General features: G+C 65.6%; 19 protein-coding genes. 4 read left to right on the top strand and 15 right to left on the bottom strand.

Annotated features, from left to right (window positions below; genetic code table 11):
• Positions 1–17 precede the first annotated feature (17 nt).
• On the top strand, positions 18–3,071 hold the full coding sequence (locus tag ACOAPY_RS05235) for a multidrug efflux RND transporter permease subunit (protein WP_465155408.1): 3,054 nt from the start codon (positions 18–20) through the stop codon (positions 3,069–3,071).
• A gap of 60 nt (positions 3,072–3,131) precedes the next feature.
• Here the strand turns inward: ACOAPY_RS05235 and ACOAPY_RS05230 are convergent, their stop codons facing one another.
• The 7 genes from ACOAPY_RS05230 to ACOAPY_RS05200 form a co-directional block, all read right to left on the bottom strand.
• On the bottom strand, positions 3,132–3,368 hold the full coding sequence (locus tag ACOAPY_RS05230) for a hypothetical protein (protein ID WP_076580979.1): 237 nt from the start codon (positions 3,366–3,368) through the stop codon (positions 3,132–3,134).
• 163 nt (positions 3,369–3,531) lie between these two features.
• Positions 3,532–4,812 (bottom strand): sensor histidine kinase, encoded by a 1,281-nt coding sequence (locus tag ACOAPY_RS05225; protein ID WP_465155405.1) that lies wholly within the window; start codon positions 4,810–4,812, stop codon positions 3,532–3,534.
• Positions 4,802–5,485 (bottom strand): response regulator transcription factor, encoded by a 684-nt coding sequence (locus ACOAPY_RS05220; RefSeq protein WP_076580546.1) that lies wholly within the window; start codon positions 5,483–5,485, stop codon positions 4,802–4,804. Before ACOAPY_RS05220 ends, ACOAPY_RS05225 begins: the two co-directional genes overlap by 11 nt.
• A 144-nt stretch (positions 5,486–5,629) precedes the next feature.
• On the bottom strand, positions 5,630–7,270 hold the full coding sequence (gene groL, locus ACOAPY_RS05215) for a chaperonin GroEL (RefSeq protein WP_021700384.1): 1,641 nt from the start codon (positions 7,268–7,270) through the stop codon (positions 5,630–5,632).
• A 46-nt stretch (positions 7,271–7,316) separates the two neighbouring features.
• The gene (locus ACOAPY_RS05210; protein WP_021700385.1) at positions 7,317–7,610 is read right to left on the bottom strand and encodes a co-chaperone GroES; all 294 of its coding nucleotides are present in this window, start codon (positions 7,608–7,610) and stop codon (positions 7,317–7,319) included.
• A 225-nt stretch (positions 7,611–7,835) separates the two neighbouring features.
• On the bottom strand, positions 7,836–8,285 hold the full coding sequence (locus ACOAPY_RS05205; protein WP_076425910.1) for an FxsA family protein: 450 nt from the start codon (positions 8,283–8,285) through the stop codon (positions 7,836–7,838).
• A gap of 64 nt (positions 8,286–8,349) precedes the next feature.
• Positions 8,350–9,081 carry a HugZ family pyridoxamine 5'-phosphate oxidase gene (locus ACOAPY_RS05200; RefSeq protein WP_465155403.1) on the bottom strand — a complete coding sequence of 244 codons (732 nt, stop codon included), beginning with the start codon at positions 9,079–9,081 and terminating at the stop codon, positions 8,350–8,352.
• Positions 9,082–9,186: 105 nt separating this feature from the next.
• On the opposite strand from ACOAPY_RS05200, the gene ACOAPY_RS05195 reads away from it, so the two are divergent.
• Positions 9,187–9,945 (top strand): SDR family oxidoreductase, encoded by a 759-nt coding sequence (locus ACOAPY_RS05195; protein WP_021700388.1) that lies wholly within the window; start codon positions 9,187–9,189, stop codon positions 9,943–9,945.
• A 192-nt stretch (positions 9,946–10,137) separates the two neighbouring features.
• Here the strand turns inward: ACOAPY_RS05195 and ACOAPY_RS05190 are convergent, their stop codons facing one another.
• The 5 genes from ACOAPY_RS05190 to ACOAPY_RS05170 all read right to left on the bottom strand — a co-directional run bounded on the left by ACOAPY_RS05190 (position 10,138) and on the right by ACOAPY_RS05170 (position 14,927).
• Positions 10,138–11,025: a ChaN family lipoprotein gene (locus ACOAPY_RS05190; RefSeq protein WP_465155401.1), complete on the bottom strand. Its 888-nt coding sequence runs from the start codon at positions 11,023–11,025 to the stop codon at positions 10,138–10,140.
• Positions 11,026–11,169: 144 nt separating this feature from the next.
• Positions 11,170–11,937 carry a heme ABC transporter ATP-binding protein gene (locus tag ACOAPY_RS05185; RefSeq protein ID WP_465155399.1) on the bottom strand — a complete coding sequence of 256 codons (768 nt, stop codon included), beginning with the start codon at positions 11,935–11,937 and terminating at the stop codon, positions 11,170–11,172.
• On the bottom strand, positions 11,937–12,974 hold the full coding sequence (locus tag ACOAPY_RS05180) for a FecCD family ABC transporter permease (protein WP_076580534.1): 1,038 nt from the start codon (positions 12,972–12,974) through the stop codon (positions 11,937–11,939). Before ACOAPY_RS05180 ends, ACOAPY_RS05185 begins: the two co-directional genes overlap by 1 nt.
• Positions 12,971–13,858 carry a heme/hemin ABC transporter substrate-binding protein gene (locus ACOAPY_RS05175; protein ID WP_465155397.1) on the bottom strand — a complete coding sequence of 296 codons (888 nt, stop codon included), beginning with the start codon at positions 13,856–13,858 and terminating at the stop codon, positions 12,971–12,973. The genes ACOAPY_RS05180 and ACOAPY_RS05175 overlap by 4 nt, the downstream gene beginning before the upstream one ends.
• Position 13,859: 1 nt before the next feature.
• Complete coding sequence (locus tag ACOAPY_RS05170; protein WP_465155395.1) at positions 13,860–14,927, bottom strand: hemin-degrading factor; 1,068 nt, start codon at positions 14,925–14,927, stop codon at positions 13,860–13,862.
• Between the two features lie 201 nt (positions 14,928–15,128).
• Here ACOAPY_RS05170 and ACOAPY_RS05165 point away from each other — a divergent pair, with 201 nt between their 5' ends.
• Together ACOAPY_RS05165 and ACOAPY_RS05160 are read left to right on the top strand one after the other, a co-directional pair.
• A complete protein-coding gene (locus ACOAPY_RS05165; RefSeq protein ID WP_465155393.1) occupies positions 15,129–17,438 on the top strand; it encodes a TonB-dependent hemoglobin/transferrin/lactoferrin family receptor in 2,310 nt (769 codons plus the stop codon).
• A gap of 81 nt (positions 17,439–17,519) precedes the next feature.
• On the top strand, positions 17,520–17,837 hold the full coding sequence (locus tag ACOAPY_RS05160) for a Rieske (2Fe-2S) protein (RefSeq protein ID WP_076425919.1): 318 nt from the start codon (positions 17,520–17,522) through the stop codon (positions 17,835–17,837).
• Here ACOAPY_RS05160 and ACOAPY_RS05155 read toward each other — a convergent pair.
• The 3 genes from ACOAPY_RS05155 to ACOAPY_RS05145 are packed head-to-tail and all read right to left on the bottom strand — an operon-like array spanning position 17,834 to position 20,227.
• The gene (locus tag ACOAPY_RS05155) at positions 17,834–18,352 is read right to left on the bottom strand and encodes a GNAT family N-acetyltransferase (RefSeq protein ID WP_465155392.1); all 519 of its coding nucleotides are present in this window, start codon (positions 18,350–18,352) and stop codon (positions 17,834–17,836) included. The two genes, ACOAPY_RS05160 and ACOAPY_RS05155, sit on opposite strands and share 4 nt — an antisense overlap.
• Complete coding sequence (gene sfsA / locus ACOAPY_RS05150) at positions 18,352–19,056, bottom strand: DNA/RNA nuclease SfsA (protein WP_465155391.1); 705 nt, start codon at positions 19,054–19,056, stop codon at positions 18,352–18,354. Before sfsA ends, ACOAPY_RS05155 begins: the two co-directional genes overlap by 1 nt.
• Positions 19,046–20,227: a pyridoxal phosphate-dependent aminotransferase gene (locus tag ACOAPY_RS05145; RefSeq protein ID WP_465155390.1), complete on the bottom strand. Its 1,182-nt coding sequence runs from the start codon at positions 20,225–20,227 to the stop codon at positions 19,046–19,048. The genes sfsA and ACOAPY_RS05145 overlap by 11 nt, the downstream gene beginning before the upstream one ends.
• Between the last annotated feature and the right edge of the window lie 95 nt (positions 20,228–20,322).

Genomic DNA, 20,322 nt, shown 5'->3' with positions numbered 1-20,322 from the left:
GACTCCAGGAGCCAAGCATGGCTTTCACAGATCCCTTTATTCGGCGCCCGGTCCTAGCGACCGTGGTCAGCCTGCTGATCATCCTGCTGGGCATACAGGCCTTCAGCAAACTGGTGATCCGCCAGTACCCACAGATGGAAAATGCCCTGATCACGGTCACCACCGCCTACCCGGGCGCCAACGCCGAGACCATCCAGGGCTACATCACCCAGCCGCTGCAGCAGAGTCTGGCGAGCGCCGAGGGCATCGACTACATGACGTCGTCGAGCCAGCAGAACTTCTCCACCATTTCCATCTATGCGCGCATCGGCGCCGACACCGACCGTCTGTTCACCGAACTGCTGGCCAAGGCCAACGAGGTGAAGAACCAGTTGCCGCAGGATGCCGAAGACCCCGTGCTGTCCAAGGAAGCGGCCGATGCCTCGGCGCTGATGTATGTCAGTTTCTACAGCGACCAACTGTCCAACCCGCAGATCACCGACTACCTGTCGCGCGTGATCCAGCCCAAGCTGGCCACCCTGCCCGGCATGGCCGAGGCCGAGATTCTCGGCAACCAGGTATTCGCCATGCGTCTGTGGCTGGACCCGGTGAAGATGGCCGCCTACGGTATTGCCGCCACTGACGTGACCAATGCCGTGCAGCGCTACAACTTCCTCGCCGCTGCCGGCGAAGTGAAGGGCCAGTACGTGGTCACCAGCATCAACGCCACCACCGACCTCAAGTCGGCCGAGGCCTTCGGCGCCATTCCGGTGAAGACCGACGGCGACAGCCGCGTGCTGGTGCGTGACATCGCGCGGGTGGAAATGGGCGCGGCCAACTATGACTCGATCAGCTCGTTTGACGGCATTCCGTCCGTCTACATCGCCATCAAGGGCACGCCGAGCGCCAACCCGCTGGACGTGATCAAGCACGTGCGCGCCGCCCTGCCGGAGCTGGAAGCGCAGCTACCGCCCAGCCTGAAGGTCTCCATCGCCTACGACGCCACCGAGTTCATCCGCGCCTCCATCGACGAGGTGGTGAAGACCCTGGCCGAGGCGGTGCTGATCGTCATCGTCGTGGTCTTCCTGTTCCTCGGCGCATTCCGTTCGGTGCTGATCCCGGTGATCACCATCCCGCTGTCGATGATCGGCGTACTGTTCTTCATGCAGCTGATGGGCTACTCGATCAACCTGCTGACCCTGCTGGCGATGGTCCTGGCCATTGGCCTGGTGGTGGACGACGCCATCGTGGTGGTGGAAAACATCCACCGCCATATCGAGGAGGGCAAAACGCCCTTCGATGCCGCCATCGAGGGCGCCCGCGAGATCGCCGTGCCGGTGATCTCGATGACCATCACCCTGGCCGCCGTGTATGCGCCCATCGGCTTCCTCGAGGGCCTGACCGGCGCCCTGTTCAAGGAGTTCGCCCTGACTCTGGCCGGCGCGGTGATCATCTCCGGCGTGGTGGCGCTGACCCTGTCGCCGATGATGTGCTCCAAGCTGCTGCGCCATGAAGAGAATCCGTCCGGCCTGGCACACAAGCTGGACCTGATCTTCGACAGCCTCAAGCGCCGCTACCAGAAGGCCCTGCACGGCACGCTGAATACCCGCCCGGTGGTGCTGGTGTTCGCCGTCATCGTGCTGTGCCTGATCCCGGTGCTGCTGATGTTCAGCAAGAGCGAGCTGGCACCGGAGGAGGATCAGGGCATCGTATTCCTGTTCGCCAATGCGCCGCAGCCGACCAACCTCGACTACATGAACGCCTACACCGACCAGTTCGTGAAGATCTTCAAGGAGTTCCCCGAGTACTACTCGTCCTTCCAGATCAACGGCTTCAACGGTGTACAGTCGGGCATCGGCGGCTTCCTGCTCAAACCCTGGGACGAACGCGAGCGTACCCAGATGGAACTGCTGCCGATCGTCCAGGGTCGCCTCAACGACATTCCCGGCCTGCAGATCTTCGGCTTCAACCTGCCGTCGCTGCCGGGCACCGGTGAAGGCCTGCCATTCCAGTTCGTGATCAACACGCCGAATGACTACGAGTCACTGCTGCAGGTGGCCGAGCGGGTCAAGCAGAAGGCCATGGAGTCCGGCAAGTTCGCCTTCCTCAACGTCGACCTGGCCTTCGACAAACCCGAGGTGGTGGTCGATATCGACCGCGAGAAAGCCGCGCAGATGGGTGTATCGATGCAGGACCTGGGTGCCACCCTGGCCATCCTGCTCGGTGAGGGCGAGATCAACCGCTTCACCATCGACGGTCGCAGCTACAAGGTCATTGCGCAGGTCGAGCGCGCCTACCGCGATAACCCAGGCTGGCTGAGCAACTACTACGTCAAGAGCGAGAGCGGCCAGATGGTGCCCCTGGGCACCCTGATCAAGGTCAGCGACCGCGCACGGCCAACCAAGCTCAACCAGTTCCAGCAGCTCAACGCGGCAATCATCGAAGGCGTGCCGATCGTCAGCATGGGCGAGGCCGTGGAGACGGTGGCGCAGATCGCCCGCGAGGAAGCGCCACGCGGCTACACCTTCGACTACGCTGGCGCCTCGCGCCAGTACATCCAGGAAGGCAGTGCGCTGTATGCCACCTTCGGCCTGGCCCTGGCGATCATCTTCCTGGTGCTGGCCGCGCAGTTCGAAAGCTTCCGCGACCCGCTGGTGATCCTGGTCACCGTGCCGCTGTCGATCTGCGGCGCGCTGATCCCGATCTTCCTCGGCTTCTCCAGCATGAACATCTACACCCAGGTGGGCCTGGTGACGTTGATCGGCCTGATCAGCAAGCACGGCATCCTGATCGTCGAGTTCGCCAACCAGCTGCGCCGCGACAAAGGGCTGAGCATCCGCGAGGCCATCGAGGAAGCCGCCTCGATCCGCCTGCGTCCGGTGCTGATGACCACCGCCGCGATGGTGTTCGGCATGGTGCCGCTGATCCTCGCTACCGGTGCAGGTGCCGTGAGCCGCTTCGACATCGGCCTGGTGATCGCCACCGGCATGTCGATCGGCACCCTGTTCACCCTGTTCGTGCTGCCGTGCGTCTACACCCTGCTGGCCAGCCCGGACAAAGCCCCCAAGCCCGTCGGCATAGCGGCTCACTGAGCCGTCAGCCGCCACAAAAAAGCCCCGCCTAGGCGGGGCTTTTTCATGCACCGAATTCGATTACTGCTCGCCCTTCATGGCATGGGAAAGGCCGTACATCAGCAACAGCAGATTGTCGCTGTCAGCCTCGATCTTGCTGATATCCACATGGCGGCTGGAAACCACTGGGCACGGCTGTGCGCCACAGCTGGCGGCGTCCAGCACCCGCGGCGCGGGCTCCTGCCAGGCGGCAGTGGCCAGGGCCGTGACGCTGAGGGCACCGACGAGGAACAATCCTCTAGCAATTTCTAATTTCATTTCGATAACCCCTTGATAGCGCTGCCAAACGCCTAACAACAAAACTAGTTCAGACCATTCCTTGGCAACGCCCCGACCGACGAGTGGTGTGTCGACCTGGGGATCAGCACCTATCTGAGCATCGCACGAGCATGAAGTTCCTCGGCCGCGCGCCGGGCAGACTTCATCCCAGGCTGACCAGAAACCGGCACCCGCTCGGCTGCGCATCGGACAACTCAACATTCCAGCCCTGGCTCTCGCAAATACGCTGCACCAGCGACAGCCCCAGCCCCAAGCCCTCGCCGCGCGCCGAGCCGCCGCGCACGAAGGGCTGGAACATTGCCTCGCGCTCCGCCACAGGGATGCCCACCCCGCTGTCCTCGACCATGAAGCCATGCTCACCCAGGCACAGGACAATCCGCCCCCGCTCGGTGTAATGCCAGGCATTGCGCAGCAAGTTGCCCATCACCGAGCGCAGCAGCGGGCCGTTGTACTGGGCAATGCCCGCCTGTTGCGGGCGGTAGTCGAAATGCAAGCCTTTGGCCTCGATCGCGGGCCGCCACTGCTCGACCAGGGCATCGGCTACCTCGCGCAGGCTGGACTGGGTAGCGCCACCATCGTCCTGACGCGCGCGCGCCAACAACAGAAAGGTCTGTACCAGCCCGCGCATTTCCTCGGTGGCAGCGGCCATGCGCCGCACCCGGTCGCGACCACGCTCGTCCAGGCCAGGACTTTCCAGCAGCAGCTCGCAGGAACTGGCCAACACCATCAGCGGCGTACGTAACTCATGGCTGACATCGCTGGTGAACAGCCGCTCGCGCATCAGCGCGCGGCGCAACAGGCCCAAGGTGGTATCGAAGGAAGCCGCCAGCTGACCCACTTCGTCGCCCGCGTAATCGCGGGCCAGTTGCGGTGCCTCGTCGAGCAGCTGGTCCGGGTGCCGCACCTGGCGCGACAGGCGCACCACCGGCTCAATCACCTTGCGGGCCAGCAACCAGCCGAGCAGGCCGGACAGCGCCAGGCTGATCAAAAAACCCACCAGAACCACGGCGAACAGCAACTGCTCGCGGTCCTCGAACTCGCTCTGGTCCTGCAGCAACACATAACGCCGACCATCGACCAGTTGGACGAAGCCGTGAAACGACTTGTCCTCGCGAAAGACTTCATGGAAGCCCGGCGACAGCTCCTGCAGATCTGCCGGCAGCGCAAAAGCACCGAGGCCGCCACTGAAATAGAACAGCTGGCCGGGCTCCGGTTCATGACGCCAATCGGACATGCTCTCCATCTGCAGAAAGCGCCCGAGATCACCGCCCAGCTCACTGGAGATCAGGCGTTCCTCGACCTGATGTACCGTTTCCACAATACCGATGGCAAAGGTGCCGCCCACCAGCAGCGTCATCAGGACGAAGGCGATCACGATACGGCGCGACAGGCTCTGCCTGAACAGAACAGGGTCAAACGCCATCGACGCGCTCCGCCAATCGGTAACCTACCCCGTGCACCGTGTGCAGCAGCGCCTGCTCGAAGGGCTTGTCGATCACCTGGCGCAACTGGTGGACATGGCTGCGCAGGCTGTCACTGTCCGGGCAGTCGTCGCCCCACAGAGCTTCCTCCAGGACTTCCCGCCGCACCACATGCGGACTCCTCTGCATCAGCAGGGCCAGCAGCTTGAGGCCGACCGGGTTGAGTTTGAGCGGCTTGCCGGCACGGGCGATCTCCAGGGTATCGAGGTCGTAACTGAGATCGCCCACCTGCAGCAAACGCTTACCACCGCCCAGGCTGCGGCGCAGCACCGCCTCGATACGCGCGGCCAGCTCGGAGAGGGCGAACGGCTTGACCAGATAATCGTCGGCACCGGCCTGAAACCCCTGCAGGCGATCCTCCAGCTGATCCCGGGCGGTGAGCATGATCACCGGCGTATCGCGCCGCGCCTCCTCGCGCAGGCGCCGACAGAGGGTGTAGCCGTCGATACCCGGCAGCATGATGTCCAGTACCAGCAGGTCGTAGTGCTCGCTGCTGGCCAGGCGCAGCCCGGAAAGACCGTCCTGGGCGCAATCCACCGTATAGCCCTTGATCTGCAGGTAGTCGGCCATGTTGGCCAGGATGTCGCGATTGTCCTCGACCAGGAGGATGCGCATGGGGAAGTCACCTCATTGTTACGCTGCCTGCAAAGATAACGTGGAACACCTCACTGACTGCCGGCTTTGACGGATTTTTCATGCGCAAGAAAAAGCCCCGCATAAGGCGGGGCTTTCTCGCTCAGCTTAGGAAGCTGGGTCGGCTTACATCATACCGCCCATGCCACCCATGCCGCCCATGTCCGGCATGGCCGGAGCGGCTTTGTCTTCGACGATGTCGGCGACCATGGCTTCGGTGGTGATCATCAGACCGCCGATGGAGGCCGCAGCCTGCAGGGCGGAACGAGTGACCTTGGCCGGGTCCAGGATGCCCATCTCGATCATGTCGCCGTAGGTGTCGGTGGCGGCGTTGAAGCCGAAGTTGCCGGAACCGTTCTTCACCTTGTCGACCACTACGCTCGGCTCGCCGCCGGCGTTGGAGACGATCTGGCGCAGCGGCGCTTCAACAGCGCGACGCAGCAGGGCGATACCGACGTTCTGGTCTTCGTTGTCGCCTTTCAGACCTTCGATGGCCTGCAGGGCACGTACCAGAGCCACGCCGCCGCCAGGTACCACGCCTTCTTCGACGGCAGCACGGGTAGCGTGCAGGGCGTCTTCGACACGGGCCTTCTTCTCTTTCATCTCGACTTCGGTGGCAGCGCCGACCTTGATCACGGCAACACCGCCGGCCAGCTTGGCCAGACGCTCTTGCAGCTTCTCTTTGTCGTAGTCGGAAGAGGTTTCTTCAACCTGCTTGCGGATCTGCGCCACGCGAGCTTCGATGTCGGCCTGAGCGCCGGCACCGTCGATGATGGTGGTGTTTTCCTTGTTCAGTACGACGCGCTTGGCGTTACCCAGGTGCTCCAGAGTGGCGCCTTCCAGCGACAGGCCGACTTCCTCGGAAATCACGGTACCGCCGGTCAGGATGGCGATGTCCTGCAGCATGGCCTTGCGGCGATCGCCGAAGCCCGGAGCCTTGACGGCAGCCACTTTGACGATGCCGCGCATGTTGTTGACCACCAGGGTGGCCAGGGCTTCGCCTTCCACGTCCTCGGCCACGATCAGCAGCGGACGGCCGGACTTGGCCACGGCTTCCAGCACCGGCAGCAGTTCGCGGATGTTGGAGATCTTCTTGTCGACCAGCAGCAGCAGCGGGCCTTCCAACTCGGCCACCATGGTGTCTGGCTTGTTGATGAAGTACGGGGACAGGTAGCCACGGTCGAACTGCATGCCTTCCACGACGGACAGTTCGTTTTCCAGGCCGGAACCTTCTTCAACGGTGATCACGCCTTCCTTGCCAACCTTCTCCATGGCTTCGGCGATGATGTCGCCGATGGAGTTGTCGGAGTTGGCGGAGATGGTGCCAACCTGGGCGATGGCCTTGGTGTCGGTGCACGGCTTGGCCAGGTCTTTCAGCTGGGCAACGATGGCCGCGGTGGCCTTGTCGATGCCGCGCTTCAGATCCATCGGGTTCATACCGGCGGCAACCGACTTCAGGCCTTCATTGACGATGGCCTGGGCCAGTACGGTGGCGGTGGTGGTGCCATCACCGGCAGCGTCGTTGGCCTTGGACGCAACGTCCTTGACCAGCTGGGCGCCCATGTTCTCGAACTTGTCTTTCAGCTCGATTTCCTTGGCCACGGACACGCCGTCCTTGGTGATCAGCGGAGCACCGAAGCTGCGATCCAGGACCACGTTGCGGCCTTTCGGGCCGAGGGTGGCTTTGACGGCGTCGGCCAGGACGTTGACGCCAACCAGCATTTTCTTGCGAGCGGAATCGCCGAATTTGACTTCTTTAGCAGCCATTTTGCTTGTTCCTCAATTCTGTACGTTAGGACGGAGATGCGTCGGATCAGGCTTCGATGACGGCGAGGATTTCGTGCTCGCCCATCACCAGCAGGTCTTCGCCGTCGACCTTGACGGTGTTGCTGCCGCTGTACGGGCCAAACACCACCTTGTCACCGACCTTGACGGCCAGCGGGCGAACTTCGCCGTTGTCCAGGACTTTGCCGGTACCGACGGCGACGACTTCACCCTGGTTCGGCTTCTCGGCGGCCGAGCCCGGCAGCACGATGCCGCCAGCGGTTTTGGTCTCTTCTTCGCTGCGACGGATGACGACGCGGTCATGCAGAGGACGAAGCTTCATTGTCGATCTCTCCTGATAGTGGTTTCACTGGCCGGCGAATGCGCCGGCGGGTTAGGCAAAACCGGCTTGGGGCCGGGCGCGGCACGCCAGTGGCGAGCCGCGGAAGTCTGTTCCACCAGCGGTGGAAACCTTGCGGTGAAAGCTAGATAGGGGCGCTCAAGGGCATTTCAAGGGCGGCGAGTGAAAATTTTTCTGCCTCAGCACCGCCCCGGCGTGCAGCGGCGCTCAATCGCGGCGCTGGTACTCGCCTTCGATGACCTGCGGCTGGGTCTGGCCGCTGCGCGCGGCCGGGTCATCGAAGAACGCGCGCTGACGCAGCGCCTGCTCCTGGGCGCGGCGCTGCAGCCGGCCGATCATCAGGCGGCGGGTGAAGGGGATCAGGCAGAGCAGGCCGAATACGTCGCTGATGAAGCCCGGCAACAGCAGCAGGCCGCCACCAACGGCAATCAGCAGGCCCTCGAACAATTCCTGCTCAGGCATCTCGCCACGCGCCAGCTTCTCGCGGGCACGCCAGGCCGTGGCCACACCGGCCACGCGCAGCAGCACGCTGCCGAGGATGGCGGTTCCGATCACCAGCAGCAGGGTGGGCAGCACGCCGATGGCGCTGCCGACCTGGATCAGCACGGCCAGTTCGAGGATGGGGAACAGCAGGAACAGAAACAGAAAAGCGCGCATCGCGAGGGTCCTTGACGGAAGAACGGCTTCCGATGGGAATGAAGTATGGGGCCAGCGGCTTAATTCAAGCTGACACCTGCCCGGCGGTCGGCCAGACCTCGGCCCGAGCCAGCAACACCAAGGCCTGGCGCACCGCGCCAGGGTTGTTACAGGATGTTGGCAACGCCAGCCAGTGCAGGCCCTTGCCGATGCGCAGGTGGAAACCTTCGCTGTCGATGCCGACCAGTTGGGCCGGGCTATGCGTGGGCAGTCCGGCCAGCTGCACGTAATGGGCGATGGCGGCGGCGTGATCGGCGTTCATGTGCTCGAGCATGCCGCGCTCGGCGTCGCCAGCGTGCGGATTGGCCAACTCGACGTCCTGCAGCCAGTGGATCGCGCCGAAACCGCCGATGAAACGCCAGCGCACCGGCTGCAGTACCCAGAAATCGAAGTCATGGGCGCTGTGGTAGTCGCTCGAGTCGGGAAAATAGCGGTAGTAGCGCTCAGCAGCCGCCTCGATGGCGGAGGGTTCGACCAGCTGGCGGGCCTCGGCCAGCAGGGTCAGGCGCCCGGCGGCCTGCACATCCTCGGCGCCGCGCTCACCGACCAGCAGCGAACACTTGCCATCGCGCTGCAGATTGTGGGTGTGCTGGGCAATACGGCTGATCAGGATCAGCGGCCGCCCCTGCGCATCTAGGCAATAGGGCACCACTGATCCGAAAGGGAAGCCCGGCATGCTCTTGGAGTGGGTGGAAAGCACCCCGCGGTATTCCTTGAGCAGCAATTCTCGGGCATGCTTTACGGCGTTTTCGCTCAATTTATGACTCCTCGCAAAGAATTCGTCGAAAACGAGACGAACAGGCGTTCGTAATCACCGAAACGCCGGCGAGGCCACCTGCTAGACCATTTGAGGGGTAGTGTTATGGAACTCAAAGACAAAGTCATCATCATCACCGGCGGCTGTCAGGGCCTGGGCCGAGCCATGGGCGAGTACCTCGCCGCCAAGGGCGCCAAGCTGGCCCTGGTCGACCTCAACCAGGAGAAACTCGACGACGCCGTGGCCGCCTGCAAGGCCGCTGGTGGCGACGCCCGCGCCTACCTGTGCAACGTGGCCAACGAAGAGCAGGTGACCCACATGGTCGCCCAGGTGGCCGAAGACTTCGGCGCCATCAATGGCCTGGTCAACAACGCCGGCATCCTGCGTGATGGTCTGACCATCAAGATCAAGGATGGCGAAATGACCAAAATGAGCCTGGCCCAGTGGCAGTCGGTGATCGACGTCAACCTGACCGGCGTGTTCCTCTGCACCCGCGAAGTGGCCGCCAAGATGATCGAACTGAAGAACACTGGCGCCATCGTCAACATCTCCTCCATCTCCCGCGCCGGCAACATGGGCCAGGCCAACTACTCCGCGGCCAAGGCCGGCGTTGCTGCCGACACCGTGGTGTGGGCCAAGGAACTGGCACGTTACGGCATCCGCGTGGCCGGCGTGGCCCCGGGCTTCATCGAGACCGAGATGACCGGCAGCATGAAGCCGGAAGCCCTGGAGAAGATGACCTCCGGCATCCCGCTGCGGCGCATGGGCAAGCCGGCCGAGATCGCTCACTCGGTGGCTTACATCATGGAGAACGACTACTACACCGGGCGGATCCTGGAACTCGACGGCGGCCTGCGCCTGTAACACCGTTTCGACTTGCTGCGCGTCGGCCAGCCGTTGTTAGCAGCACTCGCGGGCTTGCTCATTTACCGCGCGTAAACTCCGCGCCCGCGAGCGCTGCTGCCTCGGCTGGCTCTAGCTCGCAGAGTCGAGACTTAGCTCCGCCAACAAAAAGCCCCGCAATGCGGGGCTTTTTGTTGTGTGATAGCCCTGGCCCTACTTCTTGAGCAGCTTGGCGCAGTGATCCTCCGGCGCATTGGCGGCGGTGTACCAGACGTAATCGGCGCTGTCGGCAGCCGGCTGCTTGCCGACTTCGGCGAGGATCAGCACCAGGTTGCCTTCGCTTGCGCCGAGGTCGGCCAGATGCAGCGGTACGCCGAGGTCCTTGCGCACGTGGAAGGCACCGGCCAGCAACATGGCCGGTTGCGGTGCGGCGAGCAGACGCTCGGCCATGCGTCGGTCGCGCTGCTGCTGCACGGCAAGCATGGCCGGGATCTGGCTGTCCGGCAGCAGGCCGCAATGCGACTCACGAATGTCTGCCTGCAGCTTTTCCTGCACGGCCGGCGCGGTGGAGGCCGCACCCTGCAAAGTCGGGCGCGCCCGATAGATCTGCATGATCTCGGCACGGTCCAGGTTGGCCGCGAGCAAGGGGTAAGGCTGGCGCAACTGGTACTGCACCAGCGCGCCGTAGAGCCCCCAGTCCCAGCCTGGCTGCCAGGCCAGCGCGGCGAAGGTATCCCGCGGCGCACGGCCGGCGCGCACGTCGGCCTGTACCTGCTCGACCCTGGCCTGCTGGTCGGGATTGAGCATCTCCAGCAGCAGGCTGCCTTGCGGGCGCTGCGCCGCCAGTTCGCGCGACAGCCATAGTTGCAGGGCGTGATGATCGGGGTTGTCGTGCTGTTCGCCGACCAGCACCCGCGGTGCCTTGGCCAGGCGCTCGACCAGTTGCTGCGGGGTGATGACCTGGCCGCTGGCCAGCTCGACGATCTGCCCCAGCTGGGCATGGTCTCGCCCCTCGGGCGCGATGGGCGACGGCGGCGGCAGCACACCACGCGAATGGCAGGCGGCCAGCAGGGGAATGAGGCAGAGCAGCAGGATGCGCATGCAGGTTCCTTAATGGATAGGTCCCCTCTACTGTTTACGAGGGCACGCCTAGTGGAGAGGGTTAGGGAGAGGGTTATAGGCCCGACCCTCTCCCCCGGCCCCTCTCCCACAAGTGGGCGAGGGGAGTTCGTTCGGGCTACATATTTATCGCGCCACTATCAGCGGATGCCTACGCTCCGGGTGGCGCTGGATCAGCACGTCGAGGCCGAACACCTGGCGCAGCGGCTCGGCCTGCAGCACCTCGTCCGGCGTGCCGTAACCGTGTGGCCGCCCGTGCTGCAGCAGCAGGATACGGTCACAGTAGCGCGCCGCCAGATTAAGGTCGTGCAGGATGACCAGCACCGCCGCGCCCTGGCTGGCGAAATCGCGCACGGCCTGCAGGGTGGTGTGCTGGTGCAGCGGGTCGAGGGCCGAAGTCGGCTCGTCCAGCAGCAACACCTGCCCTTCCCCACCCGGCCACAGTTGCGCCAGCACCCGTGCCAGGTGCACACGCTGGCGCTCGCCGCCAGACAGCGCCAGGTAGCTGCGCCCGCGCAGGTGCTCGGCGTCTGCGGCACGCAGCGCCGCCTCGACGATTTCGCCATCGCGTACGCGGCCGCTGGCATGCGGCAGGCGCCCCATGCCGACCACGTCGAGTACCGGAAAGGCGAAATTCAGGGTCGAACTCTGCGGCAACACGGCCAGGCGCCGCGCACGCTCCAGGCCGGACCAGGCACCCAGCGCGCGCCCGTCTAGGGTCACGCTGCCGGCGGCGGCCTCCAGCTCGCCACTGAGGGCACCGAGCAGCGTGCTCTTGCCGGCCCCGTTGGGGCCGAGCACGCCGAGCACCTGGCCCGGCTGCAGGTGCAGGTCGATATCGGCCAGCACGGTGCAGGGCCCGCGCCGGACGCTGAGATTATCGGCACGCAGCATCAGGCTCGCCCCCGCACCAGCAGATAAAGGAAGAAGGGCCCGCCGAGCAGCGCCGTGATGATGCCGATCGGCAGCTCGGCCGGCGCGAGCACCAGGCGTGCGGCGAGGTCAGCCAGCAACAGTAGGCTGGCCCCGGCCAGCAGGGAGGCCGGCAGCAGCACGCGGTGATCCGGCCCGACCAGCAGGCGCATCAGGTGCGGCACCACCAGGCCGATGAAACCGATCAGGCCGGCGGCCGCCACGGCGGCACCGACGCCCAGGGCGGTGCACAGCACCAGCTCCAGCTTGATCCGTTCGACGTTGAAGCCCAGATGGCGTGCCTCCGATTCCCCCAGCAGCAGGGCATTGAGCGCGTCGGCGCGGCGTGGCAACCACAGCGCCACGCCGAGGGTCACCAGCAGCAACGGCCATAGCCTTGGGTAGCTGGCACCGTTGAGGCTGCCGAGGTTCCAGAACGTCAGGCTGCGCAGGGTGGCATCGTCGGCCAGGTAGGTGAACAGGCCGACGCCGGCACCGGACATGGCGGTCATCGCCACGCCGGCCAGCAGCATGGTGGCGACATGGGTCTGCCCGTCGCGGCGACCAAAGCGGTAGACGATCGCCGTGACCAGCAGGCCGCCTGCGAAGGCACAGATCGACAGCAGGTAGGGCGACCAGGCTGCTGGCAGGCCGCCAATCAGGCTGCCGCCGACGATGGCGATGGCCGCCCCCAGCGCCGCACCGCCGGCCACGCCGACCAGGCCGGGGTCGGCCAGCGGGTTGCGGAACAGGCCCTGCATGGCCACGCCGGACAGGGCCAGCACTGCGCCCACGCAGAGGCCGAGCAGGCTGCGCGGCAGGCGGATCTGACCAAGGATCAGCTCGGCCTGCTGCAGCTCGGCGCTGCCGACCGGCACGCCGAGCAGGCGCAGCGCGGCCAGCAGGGTATCGCCCAGCGGCAGGCTCACCGGCCCCAGGGCCAGCGACAGCCAGAACGCGAGTAGGAGCAGCGCGCCCAGCGCCAGCAGCAAGGGGCGGGGTCGGAAAACAGGGTTCATCGGTCGAGTTCGGCCGTCAGTGCTTGCGCGGAAGGATAAAAGGCCGCCGACAGCTCGGCCAGCCCCTCGGGCAGACGCGGACCCAGGCCGCCAACCAGCAGGGTCGGGTCGAGGGTCAGTAGGCGGCCATCGCGCACCGCACGGGTCTGCTGCAACAACGGATTATGCTTGAGCAGTGCCTGGCGCGCCTCCTCGCCGTGCAGGCTGCGGTCGGCGACGATCAGCACCTGCGGGTCCAGCGCCAGCAGCGCCTCGTTGGAGAGCGCCTTGTAGCCCTGATGCGCCACCGGGCTCTCGCCGCCAGCCTGCTCAATCAGCCACACCGCCAGGCTGCCCTGGCCGGCCGCCATGAGGTTGCTGCCGGCATGCCCGAGCAGCATCAACACTCGCGGTGGCGCCTGCCTGCGCTGTGCCTCTGTTACCCATTGCGCCTGGTCTTGCAGCTGTTGGCGATAGGCGGCCATCTGTTCGCGCGCCTGCGCGGGCACGCCTAGCAGCTCGCCCAGGCGCAGGACATTGTGTTCCAGGGTCGCAAGGTCAGGCTTGGCCGACAGGCTCTCCACCCGCACCCCGGCCGCCGCGATCTGCGCCACCACTGGCGGCGGGCCCATTTCCTCGCTGCCGATCAGGATATCCGGGCGCAGCGAAAGCACGCCTTCCGCGGACAGCGCACGCTGATAGCCGACACTCGGCAACTGGCGCAGCGACTGCGGGTGCAGGCTGGTGGTGTCAACGCCGACCAGTTTGCTCTCCCCCCCGAGGCGCACCACCCACTCGCTGAGGGAGCCTCCCGAGCTGACCCAGCGCTGCGGCAACTCGGCGGCCGCAGCGGCATGGCTGAACAGCAGGCTGCTGCACAGCAGAACGCAGTTGGCGAGGCGCATATCAGGCCTCCAGAGCAACGGCGGTTTCGGCCAGGTCACGCCATTCGGCCAGCTCCGGGATGCCCGGCTTGCGCGCGCCAAACAGCTGCACCACCAGCTCGCCAGCGGCATCGAACGCCTCGTAGCTGGTGATCACGCCGTCGCTGCTGGGCTTGCGCACACGCCACAGCTCGACCACGCCCGGCGTCTTCAGATGCAGGTTGAACTCGGGATCGAGCACATTGAACCAGTCGCCCATCCAGCGCAGGTTGCTCACGGTGCCGGAGTGGATCTGGATGCAGTGCGGGTTGCCAACGAACACCATGATCGGGACTTCACGCGCCCCCGCTTCTTCCAGCAACTTGGGCAGCTCGGCGGTGGCCAGCGGCTCGGCCCAGTCGCGACCGGCCAGGCGCAGGGCCTGGGTGCGCGCCACGTCATGGCGCTTGAGCATGGCGAAGAAATGATGGGTGTCCTTCAGCTGCGCCCAGTCGGCGCGCAGGGCGGCGGCATCCACTTCGGCATCGGCACGCGGGGCCTTGGCCTCCGGCAGCGGCTGCAGGTCCAGCTCGGCGCTCTGCACCTCGGCACGGAAACGCTCGACCAGCGGCGCCCAGGCCGCCTCCTCGCTTCGCTCGGTCAGGTAGACCTTGTGTACGGCCGTGCCCTGCCGGTCGAACACCTGGATGCTGCGCTGCAGGCCGCGTTCGGTCTGCTCGGCGACGGCGAACACGCTGGCCCACTGAGTCATGAACAGGCGCAGGTCGATATCGGCGGACACCACCAGGCCCATGGCGCCGTTGGCGCTGACCGAGACATCGCGGTAGTAGCCCTTGCGCTCATGCACGCAATGCTCGTTACGCGTCAGCGCCATGATGTAGCCCAGCTCACCCAGGGCCGGCAGCAGCGCGGCCCAATCGGTACGCAGGCGCACGGCATCTACGCCGAGGCGGCCGGCGGTGAGTTCGGCCTCGCTGACGCCAAGCCGGGCGGCGGCATCACGCGCACGCAGTCCGGGCTGTGCGGCGCGCAGGCGCTGCCATTCCTGGTACAGATGGCTGGCGTTGGAAAGGGTCATCGGCATGGTCATGGTGCTACCTCTTAGCGCTATTGGGCGAGCACACCCCCTACCCCCATGGGTACGACGGCTCGCTCGAGTCGGCGCAGACTACATCAACACTAATCATTTTCCAATGCTTGTGAGAATTGTTTGCATTTGAATGGATCAATCCAGTAACGTGCTGCCCGCCAAATCCACCGGCCACCAAGAGCCACTTGCGGGAGTCATGCCATGCCCACACCACCCTTCGCCCTGCGCCCCTGGATGGCGCTGTTGCTGCTCAGCCCGTCGCTGGCATTCGCACAGACCACTACCAGCAGCGCCACGCTCGATACCACCCTGGTCACCGGTAATGCCGTGCAGGATGAGCTGCCCACTACCAGCCGCACCGACGCCAAGACCCTGGACGAGCGCCAGATCCGCAGCTTCGATGATCTCGGCAAGCGCTCAGAGCCCGGCGTGAATTACAGCCGCACCAGCGAAAGCATCAACATCCGCGGCCTGGACCGCGACCGCGTGCTGACCACTATCGACGGTATCCGCGTGCCGTGGCTGACCGACGGCGCACGCAGTCAGGGCCCGACCGGCGGTGCTCAGGGCGGCCTGGATTCGATCGATTTCAACGGCCTGTCCGCGGTGGATATCGTGCGCGGCGCCAACTCCAGCCTGGTCGGCTCCGGTGCCCTGGGTGGCGCCGTGCAGCTGTTCACCCTCAACCCGGAAGACCTGCTGTCCGAGGGCAAGGACTTCGGCAGCCTGGTCAAGAGCGACTACGACAGCGCCGACCACAGCTGGGGCCTCAACGGCGCAATGGCCGGCCGCTACCAGGACACCGCGTGGTTGCTGCAGGCCGGACAGCGCCAGGGCCATGAACTGGAAAGCGGCGGCGACGCCAACAGCTACGGCACCCGCCGTACCGAAGCCAACCCGGCCGATACCGAACAGCAGAGCCTGCTGGTCAAACTGCAGCAGCGTTTCGACGGTGGCCACAAGGTCGGTTTCACCGCCGAGCTGTTCGAGCGGCAGAACGACATCGACAGCCGCACCAACCAGGGCAGCACCTACCTGATCGGTGAAAACAGCACCGAGGAAAACAACAAGCGCCAGCGCCTGTCCGTCGACTACGCCTTCCAGACCGAAGACGACCAGGGCCTGATCGACAGCGCCAACGCCATCGTCTACTGGCAGAAGCTGCGCCGCCATGACGACCAGAACGGCGTGCGTACGGTATCCGACTCGCGAGCTCGCATTCCGGACTCGACTTTCCGGCGCTTTGGCCTGCCAGGCAACCCCTACAAGTACCCGAGCGGCAACTTCGGCCGCGACAACCAGATCGAGAAAGAGCTTTACGGCGTCTCCGGCAATCTCGGCAAGACCCTCGATATCGCCGGACTGCCGAACAAGCTGACCCTGGGCGGCGAGCTTTACCAGATCAACACCGAGCAGGTTTCCGAGGGCTACGACAACTGCCCGGGCTTCAGCATTTCGCCGAGCCATCCGATGTACATGGGCCCGGCCGCCTGTGACTTCCTGCACACCAACCAGGCCGACATGCCCAAGGCCGAAGGCACCCAGTGGGCGCTCTACGCCACCGACGAGATCAGCTTCGCCGATGGCCGCGTCAAGCTGACCCCGGGCCTGCGCTACGACCACTACAAGCAGGACCCGAAAGCCACCGGCGACTTCGCCAACAACGTCAACCCGACCAACGACCAGACCCTGCAGGCCAGCACCGACCACAAGCTGTCCGGCAGCCTGCTGGCGACCTGGCAGGTGGCCGAGGAAGCGCTGCTTTACGCGCAATGGGCCCAGGGCTTCAAGGCGCCGGACGCCACTCAGCTGTACATGAACTACGGCGCCGAAGGCAGCTACCTGCGCCTGGGCAACACCGACCTCAAGCCGGAAGAAAGCAACGGCTACGAGATCGGCGCGCAACTGGGCAACGACAAGCTGGGCGGCTCGCTCAGCCTGTTCGATAACCACTACAAGAACTTCATCGACGATGACGTGGCGATGAGCGCCGCCGAACTGGCCGCCATCGGCCTCAGCGCCGCCGACTACCCGATGGGCGTGACCCGCACCGAAAACCGCGCCCGCGTGCAGATCTACGGCGCTGAGGTGGCCGCGCACTGGGAGTTCGTGCCGCACTGGAAGCTCTGGGGTTCCGTGGCCTGGGCCAACGGCGAAGATCTGGAAACCAATCAGCGCCTGAGTTCGGTGGCGCCGATCACCAGTCTGCTCGGCCTGAGCTATACGCGTGACCAGTACGGCGCCGACCTGATGCTGCGTGCTGCAGCGGCCCGCGACAAGGTGGAGAACGCAGGCGACTTCGAGGCCCCGGGCTACGGCGTGGTCGACATGACCGGCTGGTGGCAGCCCGCCGAGCTGAAAGGCGTGAAGTTCCAGGCTGGCCTGTTCAACGCCCTCGACAAGAAGTACTGGAATGCGCTGAACGTGCCCACCGGCACCCTGGCGCAGCCGGACGACTACTACAGCGAGGTCGGCCGCAACTTCCGCGTTTCCGCCTCCTGGCAGTACTGAGTTCAACTTAGCGCAAGGACGCGCGCCCTACCCCAGCGCCACGCCCTGCGGGATAATCCCCGCTCCGGCGTGGAGATGCTCATGATTCATCTATGTGCCCCGGATGAGCTGGTCGAAGGCCAGAGCCGGGGCTTTTTCGTTGCAGGGCGCAAGGTACTGGCGGTACGCCGCGACGGCCGCGCCTATGCCTACCTGAACCGCTGCCCGCATCGTGGCCTGACATTGGAGTGGCGCGCCGACGACTTTCTCGACGCCAGCGGCAGCCTGCTGCAATGCGCCCATCACGGCGCGCTGTTCCTGATCGAAAGCGGCGAGTGCGTGACCGGCCCCTGCGCCGGCCAGGCCCTGGAGAAGATCGCCTGCCATGAGGATGCCGCAGGGCTGTGGCTGACGCTCTAGGCGCGCGTGTCGAACCAGTACCAGTACAACGCCACCTCATGGGCCAGCGCCGGATCGGCGCGATAGACCAGGCGGTCGGCACCACCGAGCACGAAACCATGGCGCTGGTACAAACGACAGGCCGGCACATTGGTGCTCTGCGTCTCCAGGCGCACACCGGCCAAACCGCTCTGCCGGGCCCAGGCTTTCGCGAAGTCGAGCAGCGCGGTGGCCACACCCCGCCCACGCCAGGCACGCGCGACCAGCAACTGGTCAAGCGAGGCCAGTTCGTTCCAGGCATCGCTCAGCGCCAACATGCCGACCAGCTCATCACCCTCGCGTGCGGCAAAATACTGGGCCCCGGCCATGTCCTCCAGGTCACCGATATAGCGCTTGAGATAAGGCTCTACCGCTCGCACCCGGAGCAACCAGTCGCCCTGCTCGAAGCCCAGTTCGTACACCTCGCGCACCTCGAACTCGTTCTCGGCCGCGTCGAATGCCTGCGCCTGCCTGGCGTCCAACGGCAGAATGCGCATCAGTCCTCCAGCGCCAGGCGTCGGGCCAGGCGCAGTTCGTCGGGAGCGAGCTGCACGCCGTAAGCCAGCATCTCGACCCCCGCCGCCCGCGCTTCCTGCCAGGCAGCCGCATAGGTCGGATCGATCTCCCGCGCCACCCGCACCGCCTCGATACCGGACAGGTTCACGCAGTACAGCAGCACCGCACGCACGCCCTGCCGCGCCAGTGTCGCCAGCTCACGCAGGTGCTTGGTGCCACGTTCGGTCACCGCATCGGGGAAGGCCGCCACGGTCGAGTCGGCATAGCCCAGCGTCACGCTCTTGACCTCGACATAGGCCGGCCCGCGGACGAACTCCAGGCGAAAGTCGGCTCGGCTGTTCTCCGCGCCATAGCGCACCTCGCGGCGCAGCTCAGCGAAGCCGGCCAGCTCGGCGATCACCCCGGCCCGCAGAGCCTCCTCCACCAGCGCATTGGCGCGCCCGGTGTTGAAGCAGGCCAGGCGCCCGTGCGGCGTCTCGCCCAGCTCCCATGTGCCGCGCAGCTTGCGTTTCGGGTCGTCGTTGCGGCTGAACCAGACCCGCCCGCCCGGGTGCAGGCAGTTGAGCATGGAGCCGGTGTTGGGACAGTGGATGGTCAGCGGCCCGCTCGCCGTCTCGATATCGGCGAAAAAGCGCTTATAGCGCCTTACCAGCCGCCCTTCCTCCAGCGCCGGCTCAAAGCGCATCGGGCTGCCAGGTCTTGAGGCCGCGGGCGATGCGCTCGACCGCCTGCTGCAGGCGCTCGACGCTCTGCGTGTAGGCGAAGCGCACATGGTGCCCGGCCAGGTGGCGGCCGAAATCCAGGCCCGGGGTGAAGGCTACGTGCTCGGTCTCGATGAAGTGCCGGCAGAAGGCAAAGGCATCGCCGCCGAAGGCGGAGATGTCGGCATATAAATAGAAGGCGCCTTCCGGCTCCACGGCGATGCGGAAGCCCAGCTCGCGCAGGGCCGGCAGCAGGTAGTCGCGGCGGCGCTGGAACTCGTGGCGACGCGCCTCGAAGATCGCCAGGCTCTCAGGCGTGAAGCAGGCCAGCGCGGCGTACTGGGCCATGCTCGGCGCGCTGATGTAGAGGTTCTGCGCCAGCTTTTCCAGCTCCGGTACCGCGTTCTCTGGCGCCACCAGCCAGCCCAGGCGCCAGCCGGTCATGCCGAAGTACTTGGAGAAGCTGTTGAGCACGAAGGCGTCGTCGTCCACCTCCAGCACGCTGGACGCATCGCAGCCATAGGTCAGACCGTGGTAGATCTCGTCCACCACCAGATGGCCACCGCGCTGTTTCAGGCTGCTCGCCAGCGCCGCCAGCTCGTCCTTGTGCAGCAGGGTGCCGGTCGGGTCGGCCGGCGAGGCGACCAGGGCGCCGACACTGTCGCCATCCCAGTGCCGCTCGACCAGCTGCGGGGTCAGCTGGTAGCGGCTCTCCGGGCCGACCGGCACCAGCTGCGCGGCACCCTCGACCAAGCGCAGGAAGTGGCGGTTGCACGGGTAGCCGGGATCGGCCAGCAGCCAGTGCTTGCCGGGGTCGACCAGCAGGCTGGCGGCCAGCAGCAGGGCACCGGAGCCGCCGGGGGTGATCAGGATGCGCTCGGGGTTGAGCGACACGCCATAGCGCTGAGCATAGAAACCGGCCAGCGCCTCGCGCAGCTGAGGAATGCCACGCGCCGCGGTGTAGCGGGTGTGTCCGGCGGCCAGCGCGGCCTGCCCGGCGGCGACGATCGGCGCGGCGGTGCTGAAGTCCGGCTCGCCGATCTCCAGGTGGATCACATCATGGCCGGCGGCCTGCAGCTCGTTGGCGCGGGCCAGCAGGGCCATGACGTGGAAGGGTTCGATGGCGCGGCTGCGCGCACTGAAGGACTGGGCCATTGGCCTTCCTTTATTGAGGAAAAGGAGGGATTCTAACCAACTGTCCCGTAACCCTGTAACAGGCGAGACAACCGGGAGTAGCATCGCCGGAATCG

This window comes from Pseudomonas stagnisoli, from assembly GCF_048595745.1.
GTDB lineage: Bacteria > Pseudomonadota > Gammaproteobacteria > Pseudomonadales > Pseudomonadaceae > Aquipseudomonas > Aquipseudomonas alcaligenes_A.
Note: the sequence above shows the minus strand (reverse complement) of the source record. Positions and strands in the feature narration are given on the sequence as shown.